The organism is Streptomyces sp. NPDC104581, from assembly GCF_055583685.1.
Genome location: NZ_JBVJNN010000055.1, coordinates 24,739 through 36,512, shown reverse-complemented (window position 1 = coordinate 36,512; position 11,774 = coordinate 24,739). Strand labels below are relative to the sequence as shown.

Here is an 11,774-nt window from a genome sequence, read left to right as displayed (position 1 = left end):
CCTTACGGGCTCTACACCCGCCCCCCCCTCCCCCCCCCCCCCCCCCCCCCCCCCCCCCCCCCCCCCTCGCCCCCCCCCCCCCCCCCCCCCCCCCGGCCGCCTCTCGGGCGAACCGAGCCCCGGGAAAGGAGGGGCTCAGGGCGAGGCGATCGAGGCGATGACGGCGATCACGACCATGATGCCGATGATCGTGCCGAACATCAGCAGCAGTTTCTTCTGGCCGTTCTGGGGATTCGGGTCAAGGACTGGCATGTGCCCAGTTTCTCATCTCAGCACTCGTCCTCGATCGTCCGGTCCCGGCCCGCCACCACGCCGAGCACGATCTGCGGCACCATCAGCCCGGCCATCAGTGTGATCGGCAGCTCCCAGCCGCCGCTGTGCTGGTAGAGCACGCCCACCAGCAGCGGTCCGGGGATCGAGAGCAGATAGCCGGTGCTCTGGGCGAACGCGGACAGCCGGACGACGCCGGGGCCGGTCCTGGCGCGCATGCCGATCATCGTGAGCGCGAGCGGGAAGGCGCAGTTCGAGATGCCCAGCAGCACCGCCCACACCCAGGCGCCGGCGGCGGGTGCGAGGAAGAGGCCCGCGTAGCCGGTCAGACCGCAGGCGCCGAGGGCGACGACGATCGGGCCCTGGTTCTTCATCCGGGTGGCCAGTCGCGGGATCACGAAGGCCAGCGGGACCCCCATCACCATCGTGACGGCGAGCAGCAGCCCCGCCGTACCGGCCGAGACCCCCGCGTCGCGGAAGATCTGCGGCATCCAGCCCATGGTGATGTAGGCGCCGGTGGCCTGGAGCCCGAAGAAGGCGCCGAGCGCCCACGCGGTGCGGCTGCGGACGATCCTCGGGGCCGGAGCGGCGGCCTGGGTCCGGGCCGGTGCGTGCTTCCGCTCCCCCGTCCCGCCGCCGGCCGCGTTCCCCGCCGTGGCGCTCCCCCGGTCTCGTACGAGCAGCACGGCCCAGGGCAGTACGGCGACGGCGGCGACGACGGCCCACAGACCGAGTCCCACGCGCCAACTGCCGCCCAGCGCGGCGGTCATGGGGACGGTCGCGGCGGCGGCCACGGCCGTGCCGGCGGACAGTGCCATCGAGTAGAGGCCGGTCATGGTGCCGACGCGGCCGGGGAAGTACCGCTTCACGATCACCGGCATCAGCACATTGCTGACGGCTATGCCCATCAGCGCGAGCGCGCTCGCCGCGAGGAAGGCGCCCGTGCCGCTGGTGAAGGGGCGGATCAGCAGACCGGCCGTGATCGCGGCCATGCCCGCGCAGACGACCGAGGCGGGCCCGAAGCGACGGGCCAGGCGCGGGGCCGTGACACCGAAGACGGCGAAACAGAGCGCCGGTACGGAGGTGAGGAGCCCGGCGACGCTGCCGCTCATCCGAAGCCCGGCGCTGACGTCTTCGAGCAGCGCGCCGAGGCTGGTGATGGCGGGCCGGAGGTTGACGGCGGCGAGGACGAGTCCCACGACGAGAAGCCGGGCCGCCCACCCGGTCGCCCCGTGGGACGGGGACGGTGCGGGAGAATCGGCGGGCGCGGGCGCGGCGTCCTCCCGGGGTGGCAGCGGGGTCGTGGTCTCGTCAAGCATGACGCCATCATAGAATCATGGGATGATTGGTTGTCCACCCCGAGGCAACCGGACCCCGTCGTCCCCGGCACCGAGAACCTGGAGCACCATGGCCCTGACCTCCCCCCGGCGATCCGCGCTCTCCGATCAGGTGATCACCGAGCTGCGGAACCAGATCACGTCGGGCGAATGGCCGGTGGGCTCCCGCATCCCGACCGAGCCCGAGCTGGTCGAGCAGCTGGGGGTGGCCCGTAACACCGTCCGCGAGGCGGTCCGCGCGCTGGCGCACAACGGGCTCCTGGACATCCGGCAGGGCTCGGGCACCTACGTCGTCGCCACCAGCGAGCTGGCGGGTGTGATGCACCGCAGGTTCGCCGACGCCGACGCCCGGCACATCGCGGAGGTGCGCTCCACCCTTGAGGCATCGGCCGCGCGACTGGCGGCGGAGCGGCGTACTGAGCGGGAGATGCGGCAGCTGGAGACACTGCTGGCACGGCGCGAGGAGGCGTGGGCGGGCGGGAATGCCGAGCTGTTCGTGGCCGCCGACGCGACCCTGCACCTCGCGGTGGTCTCGGCCTCGCACAACGAGGTGCTGACCGCGCTCTACGCGGACCTCAGCGAGCTGATGCGCGACGGGCTGCGCGCGGACGTGGGGCGTGAGCTCCGGCCGGCGTTCCATCTGGACCACGCGCGGCTGGTGGCGGCGATCAGGGCCGGGGACAAGGAGACGGCGGGCGCGGAGGCGGCGAGCCACGCGTTCACCTGCCTGCGCGAATCGGTCTGAGGCGCACCGTCCGCGCAACGGGCCGTGTACCGCCCGCCTACCGCTGTCCGGGAGGACGGGCTCAGGGGCCGACGCGCGCGTGGCTGACCCAGGCCGAGTCGACCTCCTTCCAGCAGCGCCCGGTGAGCAGGACGTGACGCGCTGGCCCGGCCTCGACGGGGGCGCCGTCGGAGTCGACGTCCCACCAGCGCGCGCACTCCACGTGCAGCTGGAGGCGGTCGGTGCCGGGGTACGGGTTGTGGCAGTGCGCGGTCACCGACGAGCCCTCGATCGCCGTACGGCAGGAGGCCCCGAACGGATCGCGCTGGCGCCCGTCACCCCGGCCGTGCCCCTCACGGCCCGCACGCCCGTCACGGCCGTCGCCGGCAGCCGCGGTCGCCGGCCCCGCGCCGGGCGCCTCCGCCACCGAGGCCTTCTTCACCGGGCGCGGCGGCGGGTCGTCCCGTACGAGGGCCGTGACGGCGAGACCCGCCACGATCAGCACCGCCACGGTCAGCGAGGCGGCCACCTTGCGCGCTCTGCGGTACACAGCGACACCTCCTCCGCGACCAGTCTGCGGGGAGTCGTCGCCGTTATCGACTCGGGTGACTACGGAGGGTGATGCTCGACGGCCCGCGACGCGAAGGAGCCGCGTGCCGCCCTCCGGCGGTCACGCGGCTCCCGGACAGGTCGCCGGGTCAGGCGCCCATCATGTGGACACCGCCGTCGACGTGGACGATCTCGCCCGTCGTCTTGGGGAAGAAGTCCGACAGCAGTCCGACGACGCCACGGCCCGTGGGCTCCGGGTCGGCCAGGTCCCAGCCGATGGGCGCGCGGTGGCTCCACACCTCGGCCAGGTCCTCGAAGCCCGGGATGGACTTGGCGGCCATCGACTTCAGGGGACCGGCCGAGACGAGGTTGCAGCGGATGTTCCGCGCGCCGAGGTCACGGGCCAGATAACGGTTGGTGGATTCGAGAGCCGCCTTGGCGACGCCCATCCAGTCGTACTTCGGCCAGGCGAACTGCGCGTCGAAGGTGAGCCCGACGACCGAGCCGCCCCGCTCCATCAGCGGCAGGCAGGCCGTGGTCAGCGACTTGAGCGAGTACGCCGAGACGTGCACCGCCGTGCTGACGTCCTCCCACTCCGCGTCCAGGAAGGTGAAGACGCCCTGCGGGCCGAAGGCGATCGAGTGCACGACACCGTCGAGGCTCGCGCCCTCGCCCTGGTGCTCACGGATCCGGTCGGCGAGGGAGTCCAGGTGCTCCTGGTTGGTGACGTCCACCTCGATGACGGGGGCGGGCTTGGGCAGCCGCTTCGCGATGCGCTCGACGAGCGAGAGACGCCCGAAGCCGGTGAGGATGACATCCGCGCCCTCTTCCTGCGCGATCTTGGCGGCGTGGAAGGCGATGGAGGAGTCGGTGAGGACACCGGTGATGAGGATGCGCTTGCCGGCGAGGATTCCACTCATGTGATCAGTGACCCATGCCCAATCCGCCGTCAACGGGAATGACGGCTCCAGTGATGTACGCGGCGTCGTCCGAGGCGAGGAAGCGGACCGCGGCCGCGATCTCCTCGGGCAGCGCGTAACGGCCGAGGGGGACATTGGCGACGATCTTCGCGCGCTGCTCGTCGGTGAGCACCTTGGTCATGTCGGTGTCGACGAAACCGGGGGCGACGACGTTGAACGTGATGTTGCGCGAGCCGAGTTCACGGGCGAGCGAGCGGGCGAAGCCGACGAGCCCCGCCTTGGACGCCGCGTAGTTCGCCTGGCCCGCCGACCCGAGGAGCCCGACCACGGAGGAGATGAGCACGACGCGTCCGCGCTTGGCGCGCAGCATGCCGCGGTTGGCGCGCTTGACGACCCGGAAGGTGCCGGTGAGGTTGGTCTCCAGGACCGAGGTGAAGTCGTCCTCGGACATCCGCATCAGCAACTGGTCCTTGGTGATACCGGCGTTGGCGACCAGCACCTCCACGGGGCCGTGCGTCTCCTCGATCTCCTTGTAGGCCTGCTCCACCTGCTCGGCGTCGGTGATGTCGCACCGGACGGCGAGGGCACCCGCCTCTGTCAGGGCCTCGGGCGGTTCGCCCGAGCGGTAGGTGATGGCGACCTTGTCGCCGTTGCCGACGAAGGCCAGGGCAATGGCGAGGCCGATGCCCCGGTTTCCTCCGGTGACGAGAACCGAGCGGCTCAACGGAGCACCTTTCGTAGCTGTCAGGTTCCTGGAGAACCTATCGGTCGATCCGCCGGTCCGTGGACTCGGGCATTGACAGGGCCTCGGGACGGTCACTGTGGGGTCTCTACATAAACGCGGCGAAATTCCCCTCCGTACCGCATGATTCACTGCGGACACCTTTACCGAGTCGTGTGAAAGGGAGGCCGACGTGCCCCATGAGGTGGATCAGTCGTTTCTGGCACTGCCGCTGAGGGCGCTCGCCGACGCGGCGCTCGCCAGGGCGCGTGCTCTCGGTGCCGATCACGCCGACTTCCGGTTCGAGCGGGTACGGAGCGCGGCGTGGCGGCTGCGGGACGCCAGGCCGGCCGGTTCGTCGGACTCGACCGACGTCGGGTTCGCGGTCCGGGTCGTGCACGGAGGTGCCTGGGGGTTCGCCTCCGGGGTCGATCTGACGATGGACGCAGCGGCTCGGGTCGCCGGACAGGCCGTGGCGATGGCCAAGTTGTCGGCGAAGGTGATCGCGGCGGCGGGTTCGGACGAGCGGGTGGAGCTGGCCGACGAGCCGGTGCACGCGGAGAAGACCTGGGTGTCGGCGTACGACATCGACCCGTTCGAGGTGCCGGACGAGGACAAGACCGGTCTCCTCGCGGAGTGGAGCGCGCGGCTGCTGCGCGGGGAGGGCGTCGCGCACGTGGACGCCTCACTGCTGACCGTCCACGAGAACAAGTTCTACGCGGACACGGCGGGCACCGTCACCACACAGCAGCGCGTCCGGCTGCACCCGCAGCTCTCGGCGGTCGCCGTGGACGGCGAGAGCGGCGAGTTCGACTCGATGCGCACGATCGCGCCCCCGGTCGGCCGGGGCTGGGAGTATCTGACCGGCACCGGCTGGGACTGGGACTCCGAGCTGGAGCGGATCCCGGCGCTGCTCGCCGAGAAGATGCGCGCGCCGAGCGTCGAGGCGGGGACGTACGACCTGGTCGTCGACCCGTCGAACCTCTGGCTGACGATCCACGAGTCGATCGGGCACGCGACGGAGCTGGACCGGGCGCTCGGTTACGAGGCGGCGTACGCGGGCACGTCCTTCGCGACCTTCGACCAACTGGGCAAGCTGGCGTACGGCTCGTCGATCATGAATGTGACGGGTGACCGGACGGCGGAGCACGGGCTCGCGACGATCGGCTACGACGACGAGGGCGTCGAGGCCCAGTCGTGGGACCTCGTCAAGGACGGCACGCTCGTGGGTTACCAGCTGGACCGGCGGATCGCGAAGCTGACGGGCTTCGACCGCTCCAACGGCTGCGCGTTCGGCGACTCCCCCGGCCATGTGCCGGTGCAGCGCATGGCGAACGTGTCGCTGAAGCCGGATCCGGGCGGGCTCGCCACGGAGGATCTGATCGGCGGTGTGGAGCGCGGGATCTATGTGGTCGGGGACCGCTCGTGGTCGATCGACATGCAGCGCTACAACTTCCAGTTCACCGGGCAGCGGTTCTTCCGGATCGAGAACGGCAAGCTGGCCGGGCAGTTGCGCGATGTCGCCTACCAGGCGACGACGACGGACTTCTGGGGCTCGATGGAGGCGGTCGGCGGACCGCAGACGTATGTGCTCGGCGGTGCCTTCAACTGCGGCAAGGCCCAGCCGGGCCAGGTGGCGGCGGTCTCCCACGGCTGCCCGTCGGCGCTGTTCCGCCGCGTGAACATCCTCAACACGACGCAGGAGGCCGGACGATGAGCACGAGCAGCAGCGGCAAGCCGCACGAGATCGTCGAGCGGGCCCTCGCCCTGTCGACCGCCGACGGCTGCGTGGTCATCGCCGAGGAGCGGTCGAGCGCCAATCTGCGCTGGGCGGGCAACGCGCTGACCACGAACGGCGTGACCCGGGGCCGTACGCTCACCGTCATCGCGACCGTGGACGGCAAGGAGGGCACCGCCTCCGGTGTGGTGTCCCGGTCCGCCGTCACCGCCGACGAGTTGGAGCCGCTGGTGCGCGCCGCCGAGACCGCCGCCCGTGGCGCGGGTCCGGCTGAGGACGCCGGGCCGCTCGTCGAGGCCGGGCCGGTGTCGGGGGACTTCACCGACGCGCCCGCCGAGACGACGTCCGCGGTCTTCGCGGACTTCGCGCCGGCGCTCGGCGAGTCCTTCGCGCGTGCCCGGTCCGGCGGCCGTGAGCTGTACGGCTTCGCGAACCACGAGTTCACGTCGACGTATCTCGGTACGTCCACGGGTGTACGGCTGCGCCACGACCAGCCCAACGGCACGCTGGAGCTGAACGCCAAGTCTCCCGACCGGTCGCGGTCGGCCTGGGCGGGGCGTGCGACGCGCGACTTCAAGGACGTCGATCCGGCGGCGCTCGACGCGGAGCTGGCGCGGCGCCTCGCGTGGGCGGAGCGCCGGATCGAGCTGCCCGCGGGCCGGTACGAGACGCTGCTGCCGCCCACCGCGGTGGCCGACCTGCTGATCTACCAGCTCTGGTCGTCGTCCGCGCGGGACGCCGCCGAGGGGCGGACGGTCTTCTCCAAGCCCGGCGGCGGCACCCGGGTCGGTGACACCCTGGCGAAACTGCCGCTGTCGCTGCGCAGCGACCCCGCCGAGCCGGGGCTGGAGTCCGCGCCGTTCGTGATCGCGCACTCCTCGGGCGACGACGCGTCGGTGTTCGACAACGGTCTGCCGCTCCGGGCGACCGACTGGATGCGTAACGGCAAGCTGGACCGGCTGATCACCACCCGGCACAGCGCGGAGCTGACCGGGCTGCCGCTGGCCCCTCCGGTGGACAACCTGGTCCTGGACGGCGGCGGTGGGCGTTCGCTGGAGGAGATGGTCGCCGGCACCTCGCGCGGGCTGCTGCTGACCTGCCTGTGGTACATCCGGGAGGTCGATCCGGCGACGCTGCTGCTGACGGGGCTGACCAGGGACGGTGTCTATCTCGTCGAGGACGGCGAGGTCGTCGGCGAGGTGAACAACTTCCGCTTCAACGAGTCACCGGTCGGTCTGCTGTCGCGGGCGTCGGAGGCGGGACGGACGGAGAGGACGCTGCCGCGTGAGTGGGGCGACTACTTCACGCGGGCCGCGATGCCCGCCCTGCGGGTGCCGGATTTCAATATGAGTTCGGTCAGCCAGGGCGTATAACCTCGGGGGCGTCCCGTCGTCACGACGCCGGGACGCCCCTGACCCATCGAAGGAGACGCGAGAAACGTGACGGACATCGTCGACGAGCTGCGGTGGCGCGGGCTGATCGCCCTGTCCACCGACGAGGACGCACTGCGCAAGGCGTTCGCGGACGGCCCCGTCACGTTCTATTGCGGCTTCGACCCGACCGCGCCGAGCCTGCATCTGGGGAATCTGGTCCAGATCCTCACCATGCGCCGGATCCAGCTGGCGGGGAACCGTCCGCTGGGTCTGGTGGGCGGGGCGACGGGGCTGATCGGCGACCCGAAGCCGAACTCGGAGCGGACGCTCAACGAGCCCGAGGTCGTCGGTGAGTGGGTGGGGCGGCTGCGCGGACAGATCGAGCGGTACCTGGACTTCGAGGGTCCGTACGCGGCGACCATGGTCAACAACCTGGACTGGACGTCGGGTCTGTCGGCGATCGGCTTCCTGCGGGACATCGGGAAGTACTTCCGGGTCAACAAGATGATCGCGAAGGAGGCGGTCGCGCGGCGGCTGAACTCGGACGCGGGCATCAGCTACACCGAGTTCAGCTACCAGATCCTCCAGGGCATGGACTTCCTGGAGCTGAACCGGCGCTACGGCTGCACGCTCCAGACCGGCGGCAGTGACCAGTGGGGCAATCTGACGGCGGGCACGGATCTGATCCACCGGGTCGAGCCAGGGGCGTCGGTGCACGCCCTGGCGACACCGCTGATCACCAAGGCCGACGGCACGAAGTTCGGGAAGACGGAGTCGGGCACGGTCTGGCTGGACGCCGAGCGGACGACACCGTACGCGTTCTACCAGTTCTGGCTGAACGCCGACGACCGGGACGTCTCCAAGTTCCTGCGGATCTTCAGCTTCAGGTCCCGTGCGGAGATCGAGGAGCTGGAGAGGCTGACCGAGGAGCGTCCGCAGGCCCGCGCGGCGCAGCGGGCGCTGGCCGAGGAGCTGACGACGCTGGTGCACGGCGCCGATCAGTGCGCCGGTGTGGTCGCGGCGTCGAAGGCGCTGTTCGGCCAGGGCGAGCTGACCGGGCTGGACGCGGCGACACTGGCGGCGGCCCTGTCCGAGGTGCCGCACGCGCGGGTGGCGGAGCTGGTGCCGGTGGTGGATCTGCTGACGGAGGTCGGGCTGGCGCCGAGCAGGTCGGCGGCGCGGCGGACGGTGAAGGAGGGCGGGGCCTACGTGAACAACGTGAAGGTCGCGGACTCCGAAGCCGTGCCGGACGCCGCGGAGTTGCTGCACGGGCGCTGGCTGGTGCTGCGCCGCGGCAAGAAGAACCTCGCCGCGGTCGAGGTCACGGCGGAGCAGGTCTCCTGACCGGACGGCGGACAGTCGGTCACGGCGGATGACAGTGGTGGGGGGGGGGGGGGGGGGGGGGGGGGGGGGGGGGGGGAGGGAGGGGGGGGGGGGGGGGGGGGGGGGGGGGGGGGGGGGGGGGGGGGGGGGGGGTAGTGCGTCCCCCCCCCCCCCCCCCCCCCCCCCCCCCCCCCCCCCCCCCCCCCCCCCCCCCCTTCCCTCCCCCCCCCCCCCCCCCCCCCCCCCCCCCCCCCCACTGTCCGGGCCCGCCGCCGGGCCCGGTGGTCATCTGGACGCTCTGGCCCGTCTCCTGCCGCCCCGGATCGACGACCAGAGCATGTCGCCCACCCCCACGACGACCACGGCCCCGATGAGCTGGAGCACGTGCCGTGTCCAGTCGATGCCCTTGGTGTCCGCGACCCCGAGCCAGCCCGCGGCCGCGTTGCCGAGGATGCTGCCCAGGATTCCGAACACGGTCGTCAGCCACAGCGGGATCTGCTGCTTGCCGGGGATGATGGCTTTGGCGATCAGCCCCAGGACCAGGCCCACGATGATTGCCCACAACCAGCTCATGGTCGCCTCCTCGTGCGGCGCACTCTGCGCATGTGGGCCAAGTCTGGGTGTGTCCGGCGTACGCCGCATGCGGAGCAGGGCCGTACGTGGCCCGGCGGGGAGGCGCTGCGCCGGCGGCGGGTGGTCCCCCCCTCTCGTGGGCGGCGCGCGGCGGGCGTACCGTTGTGCGAGTTCGGCAAGGGGAACGGTCGGCGAGGGAATCGGATGGTGGATCTGATGCGGAAGCAGCGCGGCGCCGAGGTCTTCCAGATCACGGGAGCGAGGCGGGGGCTCGACGAGGACGTGCGCGGCAGACAGCGGCGCTATGTCATCTCCATGCTGGTGCGCACTCTCGGGATCATCCTGGCCGTGGTGCTGTGGAACGTTGAGCGTTATGTGGCGATCGCGGGTCTGGTCCTGGGCATCCTGCTGCCCTATGTGGCTGTCGTGATCGCCAACGGGGGCCGCGAGAGGGCCCGTTCTCTGCCGTCGGCCCATCTCGATCCGGTGATCCGGCCGATGATCGCTCCGGCCCCCGCGGCGGGGGGAGCGGAATCCGGCGTGCGGTCCGCGGAGTACGAACACCCGGCTCCCCCGCGCGGTCACGCTTAAGCCGCGCGAAATCAAAGCTCAAGAAAAGCTCAGATCAATCATGAAGTTCCGGTGCACCTGAGGCCACTACCCGTGACATACTTTGTAGGCGCTCCGCATCCCCCGTCGGAGCGACGGACCGACGCCGGGCAGCTCCCCCCGTGGCTGCTCGGCGTCGCCCTTTTTGCGCGTTTTCTCCTGAGATCAGACTGTATGCCCCCGGGGTTCACCGGGCGCCGGCACACTCCGGTCACCGCTTACGCTTGAGGCCGTGGACCTCTTCGATTTCCCCGGCGCCGCCTCCGGCCCCGACGGGCCCGTCTGTTCGGCCAAGGGCTGCCGCACCGCCGCCGTGTGGGTGCTGGCCTGGAACAATCCCAAGCTGCACACGCCCGAGCGCCGTAAGACCTGGCTGGCCTGCGACGAGCACCGCGAACACCTCACGTCCTTCCTCGGTGTCCGCGGTTTCCTGAAGGACGTGGTCGCCCTGGCCGAGTGGGAGCGGGAGCGCTCAGCCGCCGATGGCTGACATGGGCCGGTCGGGCTGGAGGAACGTCGGGTCGTCCAGCCCGGAGCCCGCCTTCTTGCCCCACATCGCCAGCTTCCAGAGCGTCGCGACGGACTCGTCCGAGGCGTCCGAACGCAGGGCGGCGCGCAGATCGGTCTCCTCACGCGCGAACAGGCAGGTACGCACCTGACCGTCGGCGGTGAGCCGGGTGCGGTCGCACGCCGAGCAGAACGGGCGGGTGACGGAGGCGATGACGCCGACCCGGTGCGGACCCCCGTCCACGATCCAGCGCTCGGCGGGGGCCGATCCGCGCTCCTCGCCGCCCTCCTCGGTGAGCGTGAAGCGGGTGCCCAACGACTGGAGGATGTCGCCGGCGGTGATCATTCCGTCGCGCTTCCAGCCGTGCTGGGCGTCGAGCGGCATCTGCTCGATGAAGCGCAGCTCGTAGCCGTGCGCGACGGCCCAGGCGAGCAGCTCGGGGGCCTCGTCACCGTTGAGCCCCGGCATCAGGACGGTGTTGACCTTGACAGGGGTCAGCCCGGCCTCACGCGCGGCGGTCAGTCCGTCGAGCACGTCCTGGTGGCGGTCGCGCCTGGTGAGCGTCTTGAACACATCGCGCCGCAGGGTGTCGAGGGAGACGTTGACGCGATCGAGACCGGCGGCCTTGAGCGCGGCGGCCGTGCGCTTGAGCCCGATGCCGTTGGTCGTCAGCGACATCTTGGGGCGCGGGGTGAGCGCCGCGCAGCGGTCGACGATCCCGACGAGGCCGGGGCGCAGCAGCGGCTCACCGCCGGTGAACCGGACGTCGGTGACGCCGAGCCGGGTGACGGCGATACGGACGAGTCTGACGATCTCGTCGTCGGTGAGGAGATCGGGCTTCGCGAGCCACTGGAGGCCCTCCTCCGGCATGCAGTACGTACACCGGAGATTGCACTTGTCGGTGAGTGAGACTCGCAGATCGGTCGCCACACGGCCGTAGGTGTCGATGAGCACGGTGAGTCCCCTTCCCTCGTGATCCTGTTCCGAGCCTACGGCAGAGGGGTGACAGCGCCAGAGGGCCGATTGCGACGAGGAGCGGGGGGGGGGGGGGGGGGGGGGGGGGGGGGGGGGGGAGGGGGGGGGGGGGGAGGGAGGGGGGGGGGGGGGGGGGGGGGTGTTCTTTTTGGTG

At 71.4% G+C, this 11,774-nt stretch carries 13 protein-coding genes; 6 read left to right on the top strand and 7 right to left on the bottom strand.

Annotated elements, in window-relative coordinates; translation table 11 throughout:
• Positions 1–135: 135 nt before the first annotated feature.
• Together ACZ61E_RS29830 and ACZ61E_RS29825 are read right to left on the bottom strand one after the other, a co-directional pair.
• Positions 136–252, bottom strand: a complete 117-nt coding sequence (locus ACZ61E_RS29830) for an SGM_5486 family transporter-associated protein (RefSeq protein ID WP_023542633.1) — start codon at positions 250–252, stop codon at positions 136–138.
• A 17-nt stretch (positions 253–269) separates the two neighbouring features.
• Positions 270–1,589, bottom strand: coding sequence for a CynX/NimT family MFS transporter (locus tag ACZ61E_RS29825; RefSeq protein WP_469703204.1), 1,320 nt, complete (start codon positions 1,587–1,589; stop codon positions 270–272).
• 88 nt (positions 1,590–1,677) lie between these two features.
• Between ACZ61E_RS29825 and ACZ61E_RS29820 the strand changes: the two genes are divergently transcribed.
• On the top strand, positions 1,678–2,352 hold the full coding sequence (locus ACZ61E_RS29820; RefSeq protein WP_469703203.1) for a FadR/GntR family transcriptional regulator: 675 nt from the start codon (positions 1,678–1,680) through the stop codon (positions 2,350–2,352).
• 61 nt (positions 2,353–2,413) lie between these two features.
• Here the strand turns inward: ACZ61E_RS29820 and ACZ61E_RS29815 are convergent, their stop codons facing one another.
• The 3 genes from ACZ61E_RS29815 to fabG form a co-directional block, all read right to left on the bottom strand.
• On the bottom strand, positions 2,414–2,773 hold the full coding sequence (locus tag ACZ61E_RS29815) for a hypothetical protein (RefSeq protein WP_469703216.1): 360 nt from the start codon (positions 2,771–2,773) through the stop codon (positions 2,414–2,416).
• 256 nt (positions 2,774–3,029) lie between these two features.
• Positions 3,030–3,800: an enoyl-ACP reductase FabI gene (fabI, locus tag ACZ61E_RS29810; RefSeq protein ID WP_469703201.1), complete on the bottom strand. Its 771-nt coding sequence runs from the start codon at positions 3,798–3,800 to the stop codon at positions 3,030–3,032.
• Positions 3,801–3,804: 4 nt separating this feature from the next.
• Positions 3,805–4,524 (bottom strand): 3-oxoacyl-[acyl-carrier-protein] reductase, encoded by a 720-nt coding sequence (gene fabG / locus ACZ61E_RS29805; RefSeq protein ID WP_469703200.1) that lies wholly within the window; start codon positions 4,522–4,524, stop codon positions 3,805–3,807.
• 190 nt (positions 4,525–4,714) lie between these two features.
• On the opposite strand from fabG, the gene ACZ61E_RS29800 reads away from it, so the two are divergent.
• The 3 genes from ACZ61E_RS29800 (at position 4,715) to tyrS (ending at position 8,976) form a co-directional block, all read left to right on the top strand.
• Entirely contained in the window at positions 4,715–6,238 is a 1,524-nt protein-coding gene (locus ACZ61E_RS29800; protein WP_469703198.1) for a TldD/PmbA family protein, read from the top strand.
• Positions 6,235–7,632: a metallopeptidase TldD-related protein gene (locus ACZ61E_RS29795; protein WP_469703196.1), complete on the top strand. Its 1,398-nt coding sequence runs from the start codon at positions 6,235–6,237 to the stop codon at positions 7,630–7,632. The genes ACZ61E_RS29800 and ACZ61E_RS29795 overlap by 4 nt, the downstream gene beginning before the upstream one ends.
• A gap of 66 nt (positions 7,633–7,698) precedes the next feature.
• Positions 7,699–8,976, top strand: coding sequence for a tyrosine--tRNA ligase (gene tyrS, locus ACZ61E_RS29790; RefSeq protein WP_469703195.1), 1,278 nt, complete (start codon positions 7,699–7,701; stop codon positions 8,974–8,976).
• 264 nt (positions 8,977–9,240) lie between these two features.
• On the opposite strand, the gene ACZ61E_RS29785 is transcribed toward tyrS, so the two are convergent.
• Complete coding sequence (locus ACZ61E_RS29785; RefSeq protein WP_469703194.1) at positions 9,241–9,528, bottom strand: GlsB/YeaQ/YmgE family stress response membrane protein; 288 nt, start codon at positions 9,526–9,528, stop codon at positions 9,241–9,243.
• A 216-nt stretch (positions 9,529–9,744) separates the two neighbouring features.
• Here ACZ61E_RS29785 and ACZ61E_RS29780 point away from each other — a divergent pair, with 216 nt between their 5' ends.
• Positions 9,745–10,119, top strand: coding sequence for a DUF3099 domain-containing protein (locus ACZ61E_RS29780; RefSeq protein WP_469703193.1), 375 nt, complete (start codon positions 9,745–9,747; stop codon positions 10,117–10,119).
• A gap of 250 nt (positions 10,120–10,369) precedes the next feature.
• Entirely contained in the window at positions 10,370–10,627 is a 258-nt protein-coding gene (locus ACZ61E_RS29775; RefSeq protein ID WP_469703192.1) for a hypothetical protein, read from the top strand.
• Here ACZ61E_RS29775 and moaA read toward each other — a convergent pair.
• Positions 10,610–11,599, bottom strand: coding sequence for a GTP 3',8-cyclase MoaA (gene moaA / locus ACZ61E_RS29770; RefSeq protein ID WP_469703191.1), 990 nt, complete (start codon positions 11,597–11,599; stop codon positions 10,610–10,612). The two genes, ACZ61E_RS29775 and moaA, sit on opposite strands and share 18 nt — an antisense overlap.
• Between the last annotated feature and the right edge of the window lie 175 nt (positions 11,600–11,774).